General features: G+C 58.2%; 16 protein-coding genes. 8 read left to right on the top strand and 8 right to left on the bottom strand.

What is annotated here, in order from left to right:
* From AC1D0P_RS08090 to urtA, 4 genes are all read right to left on the bottom strand, one after another.
* Positions 1 to 745 (bottom strand): ATP-binding cassette domain-containing protein (locus tag AC1D0P_RS08090; RefSeq protein WP_477676262.1); only part of this gene is annotated, 745 nt, incomplete at its 3' end.
* Positions 742 to 1881, bottom strand: coding sequence for an urea ABC transporter permease subunit UrtC (urtC, locus tag AC1D0P_RS08085; protein ID WP_477676261.1), 1140 nt, complete (start codon positions 1879 to 1881; stop codon positions 742 to 744). The genes AC1D0P_RS08090 and urtC, both read right to left, overlap by 4 nt.
* A gap of 2 nt (positions 1882 to 1883) precedes the next feature.
* A complete protein-coding gene (gene urtB / locus AC1D0P_RS08080; protein ID WP_477676260.1) occupies positions 1884 to 3461 on the bottom strand; it encodes an urea ABC transporter permease subunit UrtB in 1578 nt (525 codons plus the stop codon).
* A 381-nt stretch (positions 3462 to 3842) separates the two neighbouring features.
* The gene (urtA, locus tag AC1D0P_RS08075) at positions 3843 to 5108 is read right to left on the bottom strand and encodes an urea ABC transporter substrate-binding protein (protein ID WP_477676259.1); all 1266 of its coding nucleotides are present in this window, start codon (positions 5106 to 5108) and stop codon (positions 3843 to 3845) included.
* Between the two features lie 300 nt (positions 5109 to 5408).
* Here urtA and AC1D0P_RS08070 point away from each other — a divergent pair, with 300 nt between their 5' ends.
* A complete protein-coding gene (locus tag AC1D0P_RS08070) occupies positions 5409 to 7091 on the top strand; it encodes a TIGR04141 family sporadically distributed protein (RefSeq protein WP_477676258.1) in 1683 nt (560 codons plus the stop codon).
* A 175-nt stretch (positions 7092 to 7266) separates the two neighbouring features.
* Positions 7267 to 10254 (top strand): P-loop NTPase fold protein, encoded by a 2988-nt coding sequence (locus tag AC1D0P_RS08065; RefSeq protein WP_477676257.1) that lies wholly within the window; start codon positions 7267 to 7269, stop codon positions 10252 to 10254.
* A 64-nt stretch (positions 10255 to 10318) separates the two neighbouring features.
* Here AC1D0P_RS08065 and AC1D0P_RS08060 read toward each other — a convergent pair whose 3' ends face one another.
* Positions 10319 to 11194, bottom strand: coding sequence for a LysR substrate-binding domain-containing protein (locus tag AC1D0P_RS08060; RefSeq protein ID WP_477676256.1), 876 nt, complete (start codon positions 11192 to 11194; stop codon positions 10319 to 10321).
* Positions 11195 to 11351: 157 nt separating this feature from the next.
* Between AC1D0P_RS08060 and AC1D0P_RS08055 the strand changes: the two genes are divergently transcribed.
* The 4 genes from AC1D0P_RS08055 (at position 11352) to AC1D0P_RS08040 (ending at position 14031) form a co-directional block, all read left to right on the top strand.
* Positions 11352 to 11768, top strand: a complete 417-nt coding sequence (locus AC1D0P_RS08055; RefSeq protein ID WP_477676255.1) for a nuclear transport factor 2 family protein — start codon at positions 11352 to 11354, stop codon at positions 11766 to 11768.
* Positions 11769 to 11817: 49 nt separating this feature from the next.
* Positions 11818 to 12468, top strand: coding sequence for a dihydrofolate reductase family protein (locus AC1D0P_RS08050; protein ID WP_477676254.1), 651 nt, complete (start codon positions 11818 to 11820; stop codon positions 12466 to 12468).
* A gap of 69 nt (positions 12469 to 12537) precedes the next feature.
* Entirely contained in the window at positions 12538 to 12951 is a 414-nt protein-coding gene (locus AC1D0P_RS08045; protein WP_477676253.1) for a VOC family protein, read from the top strand.
* A 150-nt stretch (positions 12952 to 13101) separates the two neighbouring features.
* The gene (locus AC1D0P_RS08040) at positions 13102 to 14031 is read left to right on the top strand and encodes an alpha/beta fold hydrolase (protein ID WP_477676252.1); all 930 of its coding nucleotides are present in this window, start codon (positions 13102 to 13104) and stop codon (positions 14029 to 14031) included.
* A 16-nt stretch (positions 14032 to 14047) separates the two neighbouring features.
* Here the strand turns inward: AC1D0P_RS08040 and map are convergent, their stop codons facing one another.
* Both map and AC1D0P_RS08030 read right to left on the bottom strand, forming a co-directional pair.
* Entirely contained in the window at positions 14048 to 14839 is a 792-nt protein-coding gene (map, locus tag AC1D0P_RS08035) for a type I methionyl aminopeptidase (RefSeq protein ID WP_477676251.1), read from the bottom strand.
* Entirely contained in the window at positions 14839 to 15093 is a 255-nt protein-coding gene (locus AC1D0P_RS08030) for a ParD-like family protein (RefSeq protein ID WP_477676250.1), read from the bottom strand. Before AC1D0P_RS08030 ends, map begins: the two co-directional genes overlap by 1 nt.
* Positions 15094 to 15336: 243 nt before the next feature.
* On the opposite strand from AC1D0P_RS08030, the gene AC1D0P_RS08025 reads away from it, so the two are divergent.
* Positions 15337 to 16011 (top strand): glutathione S-transferase family protein, encoded by a 675-nt coding sequence (locus AC1D0P_RS08025; RefSeq protein ID WP_477676249.1) that lies wholly within the window; start codon positions 15337 to 15339, stop codon positions 16009 to 16011.
* 352 nt (positions 16012 to 16363) lie between these two features.
* The gene (locus tag AC1D0P_RS08020; protein WP_477676248.1) at positions 16364 to 16924 is read left to right on the top strand and encodes a DUF3806 domain-containing protein; all 561 of its coding nucleotides are present in this window, start codon (positions 16364 to 16366) and stop codon (positions 16922 to 16924) included.
* 593 nt (positions 16925 to 17517) lie between these two features.
* On the opposite strand, the gene AC1D0P_RS08015 is transcribed toward AC1D0P_RS08020, so the two are convergent.
* Positions 17518 to 17776: LysR substrate-binding domain-containing protein (locus AC1D0P_RS08015; RefSeq protein WP_477676247.1), on the bottom strand; the 259-nt coding region annotated here is incomplete at its 5' end.

Raw genomic sequence — 17776 nt, 5'->3', positions numbered from 1 at the left:
CCATCAAGGAATGCTGCCCCTTGAGCGTAAGGAACAACTCAGCCGTCCGCGCAGTCTCCTCATCGGTCATGCCCGCCACCGGCTCGTCGAGCAGCAGCAACTTCGGATCCTGCATCAGCAGCATCCCGATCTCCAGCCACTGCTTCTGCCCATGGCTCAGGTTGCCGGCCAGCCGCCCCACGCTGTCGGCCAGGTGAATCGTCACCAGGATTTCGGCCAGGCGGTCGCTTTGGGCGGAGTCCAGCCTGAAGAACATCGAGTGCTTCACGCCTTTGTTGGTCTTCAGGGCCAGCTCCAGGTTTTCAACCACCGTGAGCTGCTCGAACACCGTGGGCTTCTGGAACTTGCGGYCTATGCCCAGCTGGGCGATCTCGGCTTCCTTGTGGCGCAGCAAATCTATCGTGCTGCCGAAGAACACCGTGCCTTCGTCGGGCCGGGTCTTGCCGGTGATGATGTCCATCATCGTGGTCTTGCCGGCGCCGTTGGGGCCGATGATGCAGCGCAGCTCGCCGGGCGCGATGTCCAGGCTCAGCTTGTTAATCGCCTTGAAGCCGTCAAAGCTCACGCTCACGTCTTCGAGATACAGGATGCGGCCGTGGGTGACGTCGACCTCGCCGGCGGGGTGGGCCACACGGCTGCCGCTGGCGCTGCGGCCGCCGGATTCGGTATTGGATTTGCCGGCTTCGAGCGCAGCCAGGCGCTCTTCCACGCGGCGCGCGCCTTGTTCGAGCAGGTCGGGGGTCATTTGGCACCGCCTTTGCGCAGCTTTTTCACCAGGCCCACCACGCCATCGGGCAGGAAGAGCGTGACGCTGATGAACAGCGCGCCCAAAAAGTACAGCCAGAACTCAGGGTAGGCCACGGTCAGCCAGCTCTTGGCGCCGTTGACGATAAAGGCGCCGACTATTGGTCCAATCAGGCTGGCACGGCCGCCCACCGCCGCCCAGATCGCAATCTCGATCGAATTGGCCGGGCTCATCTCGCTGGGGTTGATGATGCCGACCTGCGGCACATACAGCGCCCCGGCTACACCGCACATCACGGCCGAGATCACCCAGATCGTGAGCTTGTAGCCCAGCGGGTTGTACCCAGAGAACATCACGCGCGTTTCCGCGTCGCGTATCGCCTGCAGCACACGGCCGAACTTGCTGCCCACCAGCCATTTGGCGAACAAAAAGAAGCCCAGCAGCGTCAGGCCCGTCAGCACAAACAGCGTCATGCGCATCGAAGGCGTGGCCAGCGGGATGTTCAAAATGCGCTTGAARTCGGTAAAACCGTTGTTGCCGCCGAAACCCGTCTCGTTGCGGAAGAACAGCAGCATGGCCGCAAAGGTCATGGCCTGGGTGATGATCGAAAAATACACACCCTTGATGCGCGAGCGGAAAGCGAAGAAGCCGAACACAAAGGCCACGATGCCCGGCACCGCGACGATCAGGAACAGCGTCGCCGCAAAGCTGTCGCTGAAAGTCCAGTGCCAGGGCAGCACCTTCCAGTCCAGAAAGACCATGAAGTCCGGCAGGTCGCTTTTGTAATTGCCGTCGCGGCCGATCTGCCGCATCAAATACATGCCCATGGTGTAGCCGCCCAGCGCGAAGAACACGCCATGCCCCAGCGAGAGGATGCCGGTGTAACCCCAGATCAAATCCATCGCCAGCGCGCAGATCGCGTAGCACATGATCTTGCCCAGCAGCGCCACCGCATAGGTGCTCATGTGGAACATGCTGCCCTCGGGCACCCAGAGATTCAGCATGGGCGCGATAGCGCAGACGGCGATCAGCGCCATCATGAAGGCGCTCCAGCCGCCGCGCGTCAGCAGCGGACCCTTGGCGGGAAGATGCACGCGGGAGGCCGCGGTGTTGGGGGTTGCCATCGGGGTGCTCATGATCAGGCTTCTGCGCTGCGGCCCTTCATCGCGAAGATGCCCTGCGGCCGCTTCTGGATGAAGATGATGATGAAGACCAGCACGGCGATCTTGGCCAGCACGGCGCCCGTCCAGCCTTCGAGGAATTTGTTGAGGATGCCCAGGCCCAGCGCGGCATACACCGTGCCCGCCAGCTGGCCCACGCCGCCCAGCACCACGACCATGAAGGAGTCGACGATGTAGCCCTGGCCCAGGTCAGGCCCCACATTGCCCACCTGGCTCAGCGCGCAGCCGGCCAGGCCCGCGATGCCCGAGCCCAGCGCGAACGCGTAGGTGTCGACACGCGCGGTGTTGACGCCCATACAAGAGGCGATAGGCCGGTTCTGCGTGACGCCGCGCACAAACAGGCCCAGGCGTGTGCGGCTGATCAGCCAGGCCACGCCCAGCAGCACCGCCACCGCAAAGACAATGATCACCAGGCGGTTGTAAGGCAGCGAGAGGTTGCCCAGCACCTGCACACCGCCGCTCATCCACACCGGGTTTTCGACACCGACGTTCTGCGCGCCGAAGATGGAGCGCACCAGCTGCTGCAGCATCAGGCTGATGCCCCAGGTGGCCAGCAAGGTCTCCAGCGGCCGGCCGTAGAGGAAGCGGATCACGCCGCGCTCCAGCGCCGCGCCCATCAGCGCCGAGGCCATAAAGGCCACAGGCACGGCCGCCAGCAAATACCAATCAAACAGGCCCGGCAGGTAGCGCTGGAACAGGCCCTGCACCACATAGGTGGCGTAGGCGCCAATCATCATCAGCTCGCCATGCGCCATGTTGATGACGCCCATCAGCCCGTAGGTGATGGCCAGGCCCAGCGCCACCAGCAGCAAAATGCTGCCCAGGCTGATGCCGCTGAAAATCGCGCCCAGCTTGTTGCCCCATTCGAGCGAGGCCTCGACCTTGGCCAGCGCCGCCTGCAGCGCCACCTTGACGTCGGCATCGGTTTCGGTGCCCAGGCGTTCTATCAGCACGGTTTTGGTGGCGGGGTTTTTGCTGCCGGCCAGCTGCGCGGCAGCGGCCAGGCGCTTGGCCTTGTCGCTGCTGCCCAGCAAGATGGCCGAGCGCATCAGCTCCAGCTGGTTTTTCAGTTCGGGCACGGTCTCGGCCGCGTAGGCCTTTTCGATCAGCGGCAGGCGGGCCTCGTCGTTATCACCGCCCAGGGTCTTGATCGCGTCGCGCCGCTGCTTTTCATCCTTGGAGAACAGCTTCAGCGCCGCCAGCGCGTTGTCGATCTCGCTGCGCATCAGGTTGGGGTTGATCACGTCTTCCGCGTCGGCCGGCAGCGGCGTCTCGGCGCCCGTGATCGGGTCAAAAGCCTTGTCGTCCTTCACGACAAACACCTTGTCGCCTTTGGTCTTCACCGCGTCGTCGCTCAATGCCTGGATAAACGCCGCCGTCTTGTCGTCGGCGACAGCCGCGGCTTTGGCCAAAACCGCCACCCGCGCCTCCGTCTCGCCCAGGGCCATGCCCTTGACCTCATCGGCGGTCAAGGCGTGGGCATGGGCTGCTGTCAGAAGCGTGAGGAAGGCGAGAAGTAAGTGGCGTAGCAGCATGTGGAAAGAACCTGTAGGTTGGGCGCGCACCAGCTTATCGGTGGGGCGCCCAGACTGCAACTTCCTTGTGAGCGCCGGTCTTGTTCAGTGAGCAAGAACCGGGCCGCGGCTGTCGGGTGGTGAAGGCCGCTGGCCCCCATCCCAACCTTCCCCCAGCGGGGGAAGGAGCCAGAAATGAATGATTGGGACTTGTCCCCTCCCCCACTGGGGGAGGGTTAGGGTGGGGGCCAACCGGCCTAAACCCACCCACAGCCTCTTGCTCCTCACTCAGTCAAGATTGGAAGAAGCGTAGCGAGCGGGCCAAGGTGGGTTCTGCGGCGCGGAACCGTACACCAGTACGGTGAGCACCGCAGAGCCCAGATTGGCTCGCGCAGTAGCTTCTTACTTCTTGACAGGCTCGTCGGGCTTCTTGTCGTTCCCTTCAATGTATGGAGACCATGGCTTGGCCTTCACAGGACCAGGCGTCTTCCACACCACATTGAACTGCCCATCCGCCTTGATCTCGCCGATAAACACCGACTTGTGCAGGTGGTGGTTCTTCTCGTCCATCTTGCTCACGATGCCCGAGGGTGCGTTGAAGGTCTGGCCGGCCATGGCGGCGATCACCTTGTCGGTATCCGTGGACTTGGCCTTCTCAACCGCCTGCTTCCACATGTTGATGCCGATGTAGGTGGCTTCCATCGGGTCGTTGGTCAAAGGCTTGTCGGCGCCGGGGAGCTTCTTGGCCTTGGCGTAAGCGGACCACTTCTTGATGAACTCGGTGTTGGCCGGGCTCTTGATGGACTGGAAGTAGTTCCAGGCAGCCAGGTGGCCGACCAGGGGCTTGGTATCCACGCCGCGCAGCTCTTCTTCACCGACCGAGAAGGCCACCACGGGCACGTCTTTGGCCTTCAGGCCGGCATTGCCCAGCTCTTTATAGAAAGGCACGTTGGAGTCGCCGTTGATGGTCGACACCACGGCCGTCTTGCCGCCTTGCGAGAACTTCTTCACGTCAGCCACGATGGTCTGGTAATCGCTGTGGCCGAAGGGTGTGTATTTCTCGTCGATGTCCTTGTCGGCCACGCCCTTGCTCTTCAAATAAGCGCGCAGGATCTTGTTGGTCGTGCGGGGGTAGACATAGTCGGTACCCAGCAGCACCCAGCGCTTGGCGCCGCCGCCGGCCTTGCTCATCAAATAGTCAACGGCAGGAATCGCCTGCTGGTTGGGCGCCGCGCCCGTGTAGAACACGTTCTTGGACAGCTCTTCACCTTCGTACTGCACGGGGTAGAACAGCAGGCCGTTCATTTCTTCCACAACCGGCAGCACCGACTTGCGCGACACAGACGTCCAGCAGCCGAAAATCACGGCGACCTTGTCCTGGCCCAGCAGCTGCTTGGTCTTTTCAGCGAAGAGCGGCCAGTTGGAGGCCGGGTCCACCACCACGGGCTCGAGCTTCTTGCCCATCACGCCACCCTTGGCATTGATCTCTTCGATCGCCATCAGGACGGTATCTTTCAGCGTGGTTTCAGAAATCGCCATGGTGCCCGACAGGCTGTGCAGCACGCCGACCTTGATCGTGTCCTGGGCAAAAGCGGGCACGGCGCCCAGGGCGGCCAGTGCGACGGCGGCGGTCATCGCCTTGAGGGTGAATCGACGTTGTTGTGTCATGGTGAATCCTCTCCGGTAGTAGATAGGTATGGGGACGTAAGAATCGCGTTTCGCTGCGCAAAAGCCTGTCAAACCAAGGCTTTAGGGCAACGATGAGTGGATTCTGGGGACCGGAGGGGGATTGGGGAATACGCCGGGTGGCGTACGTGGGGTGGGCCGCCACGGCCAAGCTAAATCAGCTTTAGCCCCCCAATTGGAGGATTTCAACTACCAGCGATCATGGTTAACTGGAGTCTGATGACAGAGGGGGCAAGTCACGCTCAGAGCATCTCGAGCGGACACTAAAACAAAAGGGGCTTTATGGGAACCATAAATGCGTCGATCTACCTGACCCTGCAGGGCAAGACGAAGGATGTGTCAGCTACGTTCAACGCACCAGACTGTCAGATAGAAGCCGGGGACTATTCAGGAGATTTCTTCTCCTTTCAACCCGAAGGCAGCACTCCTGATTGGGCCGAAGAGCTCAAAAAGTCAGCCGGTATCAGCATTACCGGCTCTTTTCCTGATATTGACTCCAAAACCGTCGGTGCGCTGCTAATGCTGCGACCTACGGGAGCGCGTAATCCGATACCTCCCGATCTGACAAATCGATATTTCATCCTGTCTTTCGGGTCAGGCTGGCAACGCCTTAATGATGACTGGCTTGAGCCAAACTTTGGCAGAACCGTTGCGCTAAATGTGCTCTCCATCGATCAGCTGCTGGAACTGCGTACAGAGCAGGTATTTGCGCTCCGACATATTTCGACGGATAGAGCGCCAATCGCATCAACAAAAGACACTTTTAATCTTGATGCGGATAGAGATCTACTTGAAGTTGTAGAAGGGAAGCTCAGTGGGATTCTTACAGTTCAAGGCGGCAAACCAACCGCGTCCAAGAAACTCGAAGGACTTCTCCCAAAGGGATCCAAAGTTCGCGGCGGACAAAGTTTACGAATCAGCTTGACGCTTAGCGACTTGAGTGCAGTCCTAGATGCATGCTTTGTTGAATTTCAGAACACAGGCTATCGGAAGATGTGGCCCGAAGTGGATTACCTTGTCCCGGTAAACGATACGAATTTGCAACTCAAACTCGAAAATGCCTTAGACACGCAACTTGGGTCGGCAAATTGGCCAAGCAGTTTAATGCTTGTCGCTCACGGGAAAAGAGGAAACTCTGAACTAACCCCCGACAGCTTCAGTTTAGGGAGAAAGCAAGTAGCAAAACAAGGATCCACAATTTCGACGCAAAATTTCTTGGCAGAAAGTGACTGGAGGAGTTTCCTAAAATCACAAAACCAATCCCCCTCACTGACAACGGCAAAAGGAACAGCTGTCCATTGCTTCGATGATCAGCTAAAGGAACTCTTCACCACTGACATTTTTTCGTGCCTCGCCACCGAGGTAAATTTGAATAATGTTCCGCATATATTGGCGGAAGGTCGTTGGTTCGCCGCAGAGCCAGCATTCCTCAAAACATTGCTGAACGAACTGCGCCTTTCAGTTCCAACCACCCCATCCTCTCTTCTGGCTTGGGACGGAGCTTCAAAAGAAGCTAAATACAACCAACTGGCCTCCGCTGCCGGCAAGTACTCCCTACTGGATGCGAAAAACATTCATTACGGCGGTGGGCAGTCGAAATTCGAAGTGTGTGATTTTCTTGACAACAAGAATAAGGCCATGTACTTCGTCAAGCGTGYGGATACCTCGGCACCACTAAGCCATCTTTGCGAACAAGTTCGGCGTTCGGTTGAACTACTGTTCTCCCCAAACCCAGGCTTTAGAACAGCTCTTTCCACGTACTCTACCAAGCACAAGATTTCAGTACATGCCGACCTAACCACCAGCCGCCCGTACGCAGGAACTTGGACACTGAGGGTTGTCGTTCTTACCCGTAAGAAGAAAAATCCTCTGGAGGAACTTCCACTATTTGCAAAGTGTTCACTACGGCGTCTTGCAAAACAGATGATTCAGTTAGGGCATCGTATCGAGTTCCTATTTCCGTAACAGGATTCCCCCCTCTCATTACCAGCCCACAATGCTAAAAACAAAGCTCGCCAAAAATTCCCCTTTATTCGGGAGCGGATTGGCAGTACTGAACAGATACTTCGAAAAGCGATTGCGGTGATATTGAAATCAATAGACCGCGACATCTAGATAAAAATACAAAAGGGATTTCGATATGGAAGGAGATCGCACATCAACAAAGATGCCAGAACTGCTCGTATTTTCCAGAGCTCTGGCGCTGGGCTTCGTGTTAGCCGAGGTCTTTCACGTCACATACATTGGCGGCAGCGGCTTGGCAGCCCAGATGGAACGCGTCGACTCACATCTTCGACTCGCAGCTGTCGGGGTAGTGTTGGCTGTATTAATTTGGTACGCGATATCGCGAAAATTGATTGGGAGCATGGCCCGACTCAGGCGTAGTCGAAGAGTTGACCTCCTGCTTTCGGTGTTACTTGGAGTTTGGGCAAACAGTATTCTTTTCTCATTCATGGAGCCATTCCATGAGCACGTAGCCAAAACCAATTCGCTATGGACGCTACTGTTGATAGCCTTCATTCTTCTAATGATCACTTCATCGCTCATTCGCGCATGGCTAGCCGGAAGAAAAGAGGACATCCCCCAACTTTATTTCCTGACTGACGACGAGATAGATAACCCAGCGGATGATGTACTCGCCAATCAAGATCAAGCTACGCGCTTTGCGAAGACAGTTCTTGAGAGCGGATCAAACAGTGGGCTTGTCTACGGCCTCGATGGGCCTTGGGGAACTGGAAAAACAAGTTTCATTAATCTAGCCAGTAACTATTGGAAATTCAACGCGAGCAGCGAGGTAATTGTTTTTCGATTCGAGCCACTGCGGTACGCGTCAGATCCCGATCTAGCGGAAAGATTTCTACGCGACCTTTCGGCCGAAATACAACACCAAATTTTTGTTCCTGAGTTCCGAGCGGCCGCCACACGCTATTCACGCATGCTAAAAGGGAAAGCCGATTTTTCCTTCCTTGGGTTCAAACTGGAGATCGAGCCATCCGTCGAAACTATTGACGAATTGCTGAAAGATATCGATGACGTACTAAAGCGGATTCGGCGTAGGCTCATAGTGGTGGTCGATGATTTGGATAGGCTAGAGCCCAACGCGGTAAACAACGTCTTGTTTACTGTCCGGCGCACTTTCAGACTCACTCAAGCTGCGTACATTCTCTGCTACGACACCGAGAATTTAATATCTAGCAAGGATGAAGGTGAGCGAGCCAGGCTGTTTCTTGAGAAATTTGTCAACATCAAGTTAAGCCTATTTATAGACCGCTCCTCCATCATTCGATTTTTAAGACGAGACTGGAATAAGGAAGAGGAAAAATACCAATCCATTCCCTCAGAAACGATGTTGAAGCTCGAGTCTATGTTGAGCGAACTCGCCGACATTCTTGAGGATGACGAACATACCTCGAAGTACATGTCCTTGATCGGGGACATGAGGAAATTAAAGCGCTTTGTAAACGCTATGCTGTTGATGCAGATCGAGAAAACAGATCTAGCACATACCGATTTTCATGGCCGTGATCTCATTAACTTGTTATTGCTTCACCTAAATTATCCTGGGATGTTCAGACGTATTTACATGGAGGAGACCGAAGACCGTTCCGGCATCTTCTCTATGAAAACGAGGTCTGGAGCAAGCGGGCGAGAGTACGTAAATGATGACGGCTACGACACTATTGTTGGGTCGTGTAAAGGCTTGGATCGGTTCCTATTGGATCAACTTTTCAGCGCGAGCTCGCTGGGATTAGATACATACGGTTCAGTCGATGAAAGCGTTTTGGCATCGCGGGCATGCTTCAATCACAAGCCTTATCGCAATCTTGAAGCTTATTTAACGCTCATTGTTAAATTTTCCGCGCCAGAACCAAGAAAGACGTTCAAGCTCTATCAAAATGCCGTCGCCAAAGTTATTGGAGGCGCACCTATTAATCAGATTTTGTCGGGCGACGAATTCAAACTAAACCGGGGGGAAGCCGCGCACGATCAGTTCTGGCAAATCTTGGTGAGTCAATCGTATGAATTCAGGAACGTCGTCGCAGATAACTCAATTGACACACTAGTCGAAAAACTACCGGCGTACTCATCGGTTGACGTTGGCGATCGCGGCCTACGACATCGGTCCATCTATACGTTGATCAGATTGCTTGATCGGGCAGGCTGGGGGAGAACTAGCGGTAAGAGACTTCCAAATACATCCCAGAATGTCATTGAGATCGCATACAGAATATACGGCGAGGATAAATATTCAGGGAACAGCTTGATTGATCGACTTGCAGCAGAGAACCGAGGCGTGCTCGGGTTATTTGATTTAATGCTTTTCCGTCTCCAGTGCAGCGCAGACAGGCAAGGGCAAATTTACAACTTACACACAGCTCTGATAGTCCACGATGACATGCTTGCGCCGACGAGTGGCCCGGTGACAGCTTTAGCAATTGCGGGAATGCGTACGATTTCTCAGCGTATTTTTTCACTTTTCAAATCGAGATACATTGACACGAAGCGAAATATTTTTGACGACACAGACGCGACCTCAGATGCAGATTTTCTGGGTGCCTCAGCCGAATTTCATTTTTCTCAAGCAACAGGTACGGAAGGAGAAGAAAAGCTACGGGATCTGATTCTCGGATCCCGTTCAATGACAAAGAATTTCGTTGTGTATCAGTTAGCCAACCGAAAGGCTGGCACGGGGTCAGGAGTCGGATGTGGGTATTACGACGCCACGGGAGCCGCTGACGGCGGAGAAATAGCCAAGCATGTTAATGACTACATGTTCGACGTATGCTTCAATCCCCAAGTCAGCCCTCGAAACATCGAGCATTTCTTGGACTACTGCCTTTCCAATTTAACTAGTGGAATTTGGTCTGGGGATGAAGAAGATGGCTATCACCCCACCAAGCAAGGACTTGCCAATGAGCTGAGTCCTGATATGTTGGCAAACTACTGGGGAAAGCATGGTGCGGCCATTAAGGCATCGAATTTAATCGCATCTGACAGAAGAGTGGTCACATTGAACTATGTTGTCACTTACGCTGCCGGTTTAATTCGCGTCTTCGATGTTTTGGATCAGATTTCTGCTGAGGAAGTAGCGGCCGCCGTTACCGCCGCACCTCAGAATCCAAATTAAGCGGCATCTCCGTAGCCCGCCTGAAATGTGTGAACCCCCGCTTTGTGGAACACTTCGGCCAGCCTCACCCCCGCAACACACCCAACATCCACTCCTCAAACAACCGGATACTCCGTTGCTCCCGCCGTTGAGGCGGATAAGTCAGAAAGTAGCCGTTCCCGCTGTCGACCTCAATGTCAAAGGGCTTCACCAGGCCACCCGAGGCAATCAAGTCAGTGAACAGTGCAGCATCAGCAATCGCAACCCCCAGCCCACGCTCGGCGCTCTGCACGCACATGTCCACCGTGTCAAAGAGTTGCTCACGCGCGCCCTGCAGCTCGGGCACACCTGCGCCGCGCAGCCAGGTCAACCATTCATGCCGGCTGGCCGTGGCATGCAGCAGGGTCACATTCGCCAGGTCGGCCGGCTCGCGCAGGCCGGCGGCCAGCTGGGGTGTGCACAGGGGCACCAGGCGCTCGCGCATCAGCGGCACCTCGACCAGATGCGGCCAGCCGCCTTTGYCGTGGGCAATGATGGCGTCGGCATCGGTGTTGCTGAAGTCGGGCGCATCTGTCCAATGGGTGGCGACGCGGATCTCAAGGCCGGGCAGCGCTGCCTGCAGCGCCGGCAGGCGCGGCAAAAACCACCTGACGGCCATGGTGGGCGGGAACTGGACCCTGAGGACATCTGCTGCGCCGCGCCGCACGCGGGCGCTGGCTTGGGCCAAAGTCTCCAGCGCCTGGCGCACCGGTGCCAGCAACTGCTGGCCTTCGGCGGTGAGCGTCAGGCCACGGGCCACGCGCACAAACAGCGGGCAGCCGTAATATTCCTCTAGCAACTGCACCTGCCGGCTCACCGCGCCCTGGGTCAGGTTGAGCCGGGTGGCCGCGCCTGTGAAGCTGCCGCAGTCGGCGGCGGCCAGGAAGGCCTGCAGGGCATAGAGGGGCGGCAAGGCGGGCATGCGCGCAGTTTATCTTGGTGGCCCAGTGGTGACACAGCGGCGGCAGCCATGCGCGCCGCACATGGCTGACCCCAAAATCTTTCGATGGTGCGGGTGCGCTGGTGCTCCTACGATGGCGCCCTGTTCATTCATTCCCAACACGTCCCTTCCCCACACCATGGTCATCAGCTCGAACGCACTCGCCTATATTGACGTCATCAATAAGTACCTGGCCTTGCTGGCCGCGGGCGATATGCCCGGCGTCGTATCGCTGTTCAGCCCCCAGGGCATGGTGAGCTCGCCCTTTCTGGGCATGCAGCCGGCGGGGGAGTTTTTTGAGCAGCTGAAGGCGGCCACGCGGCGCAGCGTGCTGGAGGACCCGGAAGTGTTTGTGAGCGCGGCCGGCTCGCGCCGGGCTACCGTGTGCTTTACCTACCAGTGGGAGCTGGCCGATGGATCGCACGTGAGCTTTCGCTGCGTGGACCTGTTTGATTTCGACGCGCAGGGCCTGATAGCGACCATGACCATCATCTACGATACGGCGCCGATACGCGCGGAGGTGGGCGACAAATACCGCCGCGTGGAAGCTTCATGATTTACCCTTGATTCATTCACCCACCCCCACCTGAGCAAAGGAGCGCCCTATGTCACTTGTTCGCGTACAACACGTCACTGTCTCGCTCGACGGTTTTGGAACCGGCGAGGGCCAATCCCTGGCGGCTCCGTTCGGCCATGCGGGCGAACGGCTGCACGAATGGATGTTTGAAACCCAGTGGGGCCGCCGGATGATAGGCAAGACGGGCGGCACGTCGGGCGTCGATGATACCTTTCTGCGGCTTTTTTCGGTGGACATTGGCGCCGAGATCATGGGGGCCGGCAAATATGGCTACCCCGGCTGGCACAAGGACCCGGAATGGAAGGGCCACTGGGGCCCCAACCCGATATTCCATACACCGGTCTTTGTTTTGACCCATCACACCCGCCCGCCTATCGAGATGGAGGGCGGCACCACTTTCCACTTCATCAACGCATCACCCGCGGAGGCAGTGGAGGCGGCGCGCAAGGCCGCGGGTGGCCAGGACATACGCCTGGGCGGAGGCCCGACCATGCTGCGCGAGTTCCTCAAGGCCGGGCTGGTGGACCACATGCACGTCGTGGTGGTGCCCATTTTGCTGGGCCGCGGTGTACGGCTGTGGGACGGGCTGGAGGGACTTGAGAAGGACTACGACATCGAGTCGGTCTCGACACCCGTCGGCGTCACGCATATGACCTTTACCCGCTCCCCAAGCCATTGAGCTACTGAACTGCTGAGCCACTGATCGCGGATTTACCTTAACCCCAAACCAACCCAAAGGAGAACCCCCATGCCCAAGATGATTTTTGTCAACCTGCCCGTGAAGGATCTTGCCGCCGCCTTGCGCTTTTACAAGGCCATCGGCTGCGAGCAGAACATGCAGTTCAGCAACGAGCAGGCCGCAATGATGGTCTGGTCGGAGTCGATCAGCTTCATGCTGCTGACGCACGAGTACTTCGGGACTTTTACCGCCAAACGTATCGCCGACGCGCAGCAGACTTGCGAAGTGCTGCTGGCCCTGTCGCGCGACAGCCGCGAGGAAGTGGACACCATCACAAAAGCCGCGGCGGCCGCCGGCGGCAAGGCCGATGTTCGCCCACCGCAGGACATGGGATTCATGTATTCGCGCGCCTTCCAGGACCCGGACGGCCATGTGTTCGAGCCGGTGTGGATGGACATGGCGGCGGTGCAGGCGACCGCCTAGGCCCTCACCTTTATCACGTATAGGCCTACGTAGCCGGACTTTGTCGAATTCTCCAGAGCTGATCGTCGTAACAGGGAAGCAAGCCAAAAAGCCCCATGAGGCCTTTTGCTTGTTTTACCTGTTTCGCTTTTTTAACCCAAGGAGAAATCGATGAAGTTCCTGCACACTCTTTTTGCCCCGCTGCTCAGCGCCGCGGTAGCCGTTGCCACCATCGTCCCGGTCGCGGCCCACGCCCAGGACAGCAAGCCGGTCAAGAGCGGCTACCTCAGCGTCAACGGCGTCAATTACCACTACCAGGTGCACGGCAAGGGCGAGCCGCTGCTGCTTTTGCATGGCGGCCTGGGCGACTTCGACATGTTCGGCCCGGTGCTGACGGAGCTTGTCAAAACCCGCCAGGTGATTGGCGTGGACCTGTACGGCCATGGCCGGACGGCGCTGACGGATCGGCCCATGAGCGTGGTCGACATGGGCGACGACATGGCGCAGATCGTCAAGCAGCTCGGCTACGACAAAGTGGACGTGATGGGTTATTCGCTGGGCGGCGGTGTCGGCTTTCGCATGGCGGTGCAACACCCCGAGCGCGTGCGGCGGCTGGCGCTGGTGTCGGCCGGCTACGCGCAAGACGGCTTCTTCCCGGAGATGCTGCCCATGCAGGCGCAAGTCGGCGCGGCGATGGCCGACATGATGAAGGACAGCCCGATGTACAAGTCCTACGCCGCGGTGGCGCCGCGCCCGCAGGATTTCCCCAAGCTGCTGGACCAGATGGGCGCCTTCATGCGCAAGCCTTATGACTATGCGGAGGACGTGAAGAAGCTGGCGATGCCGGTGATGCTGGTCTTCGGCGACAGCGACATGTRCCGGCCGGAGCACATCATGAAGTTCTACCAGCTGCTGGGTGGCGGGCTGAAGGACGCGGGCTGGGGCCGCGAGCACATGGCGAAGAACCGGCTGGCGATATTGCCGGGCTTCACGCACTACGACCTCTTCCTGGCGCCGGCCCTGGTACCGACGGTGCTGCCTTTCCTGGATGGGAAGAGCAACACGGCCAGCTGGGCGCAGCAGGTGGAGGGGAAGAAGTAAGTGGCTTAAAGCCGGGTCACACCGGCGCGTAAGCCCCGGTGCCGCCCGGCCAGGCCGTCAGCACCTCATAGCCATCGGGCGTGACAGCCACCATGTGTTCCCACTGGGCGGACAGGGAGCTGTCTTTGGTCACCACGGTCCAGCCGTCGGCCAGTTGCCGGGTTTCGCGTTTGCCGGCGTTGAGCATGGGTTCGATGGTGAACACCATGCCGGGTTCGAGCCTGATCCCTTCGCCGGGCCGGCCGTAGTGCAGCACCTGCAAGTCCTCGTGGTAGACCTGGCCTATGCCGTGGCCGCAGTACTCGCGCACCACGCTGAAATTCTCACGATGGGCGACCGACTGGATGGCATGGCCGACGTCGCCCAGGGTGGCGCCGGGCCTGACCTGCTTGATCCCGGCCAGCATGGCTTCGTAGGTGGTCTCCACCARGCGCCGGGCCAGCACGCTGGGCGCGCCGACAAAAAACATGCGGCTGGTGTCGCCGAACCAGCCGTCTTTGATGACGGCGACGTCGATGTTGACGATGTCGCCTTGTTTCAAAATTTTGTCGGGCGAGGGAATGCCGTGGCACACCACCTGGTTGACGGAGGTCAGTATGGTCTTGGGATAACCGAGGTAGCCCACGTTGGCGGGGATGGCGCCCTGCACGTTCACGATGTGCTGGTGGCAGATGGCGTCCAGCGCCTCGGTGCTGACGCCGGGCACGACGTGCGGCTCAACCATGCTAAGAACCTCTGCGGCCAGCTGGCCGGCCCGCCGCGCCATCGCGATCTGCTCGGGGGACTTGATGACGACGCCGCGGGCCATCAGCGTTTACCGGCAGAGGCCGGCCGCGCTTTGCCGGCCTGGGCTGTGGCGGCGGTGACGATGTCCAGGCCGCCGGCGAGTTCAGCCTGGACCAGCAGCTGGCAAATCTCCCGGTAATCCAGGTCCGGGTGCATCTCGGTCAGCATGCCGACCCGCATCCAGTGCTCGGCCTGCGAATTAATGGACCGGCTCAGGGCGTTGCCCGCCACGCGCAGGTTCTCGTGCATCAGGTCTGAAATTTTGACAATACCCATGGTTGGCCTTTATATCCTCTACATTCTTTACATGAAACGTATATGGATTATATATATTTCATATGGTCGAACTTTTTCCGGTCGACGGGGGTCGGCGGACTCGATGAGGCAATCTTTGGGAAACCGCGAAAAATTTATTGGAAGATGTCGATTTGGGCCCGCCCCGAACGTCGTCAGAGAGAAGATGAGCGAAAACCCGCCCGTCCGGCACCCAACGAGACATCCAGCCAAGGAGAAAGCACCATGACCCAGACAAACACCCTGCCCCTCCCCACCATCACGGCCTTTGAACGCTCGCCCGACCGCGGCAGGGGCCTGGCGCGCGACTCACGCGTGCGCTGGGCGCTTGAAGAGGTGGGCCAGGCCTACGAGGTTCGCCTGGTGTCTTTCGCGGCCATGAAGCAGCCCGCGCATAAAGCCCTCCATCCCTTCGGGCAGATCCCGACCTATGAAGACGGCGAGCTGACGCTGTTCGAGTCGGGCGCCATCGTGCTGCATATCGCGGAGCGCCATGCCGGCCTGCTGCCCCACGACACGAATGCCCGTGCCCGCGCGATCGCCTGGATGTTTGCCGCACTGAACACGGTGGAGCCGCCCATCATCGAGCGCACCATGGCCATGCTTTTCGAGCAGGACAAGCCCTGGTATGCGGAGCGCCTGACCCTGCTCGACGAGCGCGTGCATGCGCGGCTGGGCGACCTCTCCAGCCGGCTGGGTGATGCCGACTGGCTGGACGGCGCCTTCAGCGCCGGCGACCTGCTGATGGTGACGGTGCTGCGCAGGCTGGAGAGCTCGGGCCTGCTGGACCAATACCCGACGCTGTCGGCCTATATCGCCCGCGGCGTGGCACGGCCGGCTTATCAACGGGCTTTTGAGGCGCAGCTGGCGGTCTTTACGGGGAAGGCGGTGGGCGGCTGACAKGGTCGCTCAGGACTGGCGTGAGTTCTGCCGCCGCGAACTGATGTTTTGCGGCGCTCATGTCTGCTGTGGGACGCAGCCGCGGCTAAGATGACTGTTTTCGGCCAAAAGCGGCCCTACGACTGCCTCACCGCAAAGCAGACACGCACCTGGTCCAGCAACCGCGTGGACTGCAAAGCTGGTGCGGCGACTTTGTCAGGGTTGTTATACCTGTCCATTTATACAAAATAGTGAGATAGGCCCATGCTTTCAAACAATTTTCTGAACCATAGTCGCCGGTGTTATCTGACTGGCGGCCATGTTATTCCGCAGTTTTGCGGGATATATCAAAGTTAGGTGTCACGTGCGACCGATGCGCATCGCGACAGTCATGCTTGGAGCGTTGGTTCTCCTCGGCTGCAAAGAGGGACCCGACGCGACGTCTTTCGAGTCATCGCGCGGAACGATCACGTACAAAGAGCGTGTGCGGCCGGATGACGGAAAGTTTGAAGGTGGTTCCCGTAGCGCGACAGTGTCGGAAATCGCCCGTCTGAGACAAAGTGCTGATAGGGCCGGCGCGTTCGTCGGCAAGTACGTTGCCTCGAACAGAGTCCAACCGGATTTGCTGGCAAACCTTGATACGGCCTTCGCCGCATGGCTCCAAATGAACGGGTCCAAAGAATCCCCAGCGGAAGTCGAGTCCATAGTAGGCGCGGCACTTGGTCAGTACTGCATCGAGCGTCTGCCGGTTCGGTGGATGGTAGTGTCTGACGCAAACGGCACCGAATTTGCGCTCATTGGCGAGAACCCGCCATCGAAGTCGTTTCCGCTAGCATCTGTGCGGTATCGAATTGAAGATCGAAAGACGGATTTCATTGGAGCTCTCTATGAAGCACTGGTTCACGTTCGAAAGAAGGCTGGTGGTGAAACCTAACTTGTCAATCGACACGGACCCACAACAGCAGGCTGCGGCTCCGCCGCTCATGTTGGTGGTCCGGTCATTTCTACGTTAGGCCGCACAGAAAGAGTCGTCGACGATGTCATATCCAACTGAACACCCAAACTCTCTGAAGATGATGAATCTGACCCTTGCAGTCAAAGCCAACTTTTCCGACATCGAAACCAGACAGGAGCCTAGTGGCGGTACCACGCTCAAAGCAAAACTGCGGCTCCAGGCAACACAGCACACATTGCATATGGAGCTTCAATCGAGCGATGTCATTTTCAGCACCCAACATCAGTGGACAAGAGTGCCAATCACCAATGAGCCAGAGCAAATGGCAGTCATTCGAAGATGGCGGAGCCGTTGCCTAGTCTGAGCTACCAGCTATTTCTCGGAGAAAAGAAACTGAAAGCGAACCTTGCAGCCCCAGTGCGGCCTAACCCTTCCATCGAGAGGACGTCGCCCGGCAAGCCGGGCGCCGCCTCTCATGTCAAACGTTAGAGAGCATCATGGCAACGAGTGTGCTTTACGAAGTTCCGGACACCGCGCGCGAATTGCTGTAGGCCAAGCTCGATTCAGCGGCATCACCGGATGTAAGCCGCCAATTCCTCAGGACTTCCCTCGGGGAAGGCCTCTTTGAGAAAATTCAGGAAGGCGGACACGCGCCCGCTCAGCAGGCGGCGGGATGGATAGAGCGCCCATAGCGCCACCTCGGGCCCGGTGACGTCGCCCCATTGCACCAGCGTTCCGGCGGCCAGGTCGGGGATGACCAGCGACAAGGGGAGGCGCGCCGCACCGACATTCGCACGGACCGCATCGCGGACCATGAACAGCGATGACAAG

The sequence above is a fragment of the Polaromonas sp. P1_G2 genome (assembly GCF_056405515.1).
This window is presented reverse-complemented; position numbering and strand designations above follow the sequence as displayed.

Coding starts and splice junctions, on each gene's coding strand:
- AC1D0P_RS08030 (WP_477676250.1), bottom strand. CDS start 15,093: ATGGGTATTGTCAAAATTTCAGACCTGATGCACGAGAACCTGCGCGTG.
- AC1D0P_RS08020 (WP_477676248.1), top strand. CDS start 16,364: ATGCGCATCGCGACAGTCATGCTTGGAGCGTTGGTTCTCCTCGGCTGC.
- urtB (WP_477676260.1), bottom strand. CDS start 3,461: ATGCTGCTACGCCACTTACTTCTCGCCTTCCTCACGCTTCTGACAGCA.
- AC1D0P_RS08050 (WP_477676254.1), top strand. CDS start 11,818: ATGTCACTTGTTCGCGTACAACACGTCACTGTCTCGCTCGACGGTTTT.
- AC1D0P_RS08025 (WP_477676249.1), top strand. CDS start 15,337: ATGACCCAGACAAACACCCTGCCCCTCCCCACCATCACGGCCTTTGAA.
- urtA (WP_477676259.1), bottom strand. CDS start 5,108: ATGACACAACAACGTCGATTCACCCTCAAGGCGATGACCGCCGCCGTC.
- AC1D0P_RS08065 (WP_477676257.1), top strand. CDS start 7,267: ATGGAAGGAGATCGCACATCAACAAAGATGCCAGAACTGCTCGTATTT.
- AC1D0P_RS08055 (WP_477676255.1), top strand. CDS start 11,352: ATGGTCATCAGCTCGAACGCACTCGCCTATATTGACGTCATCAATAAG.
- AC1D0P_RS08045 (WP_477676253.1), top strand. CDS start 12,538: ATGCCCAAGATGATTTTTGTCAACCTGCCCGTGAAGGATCTTGCCGCC.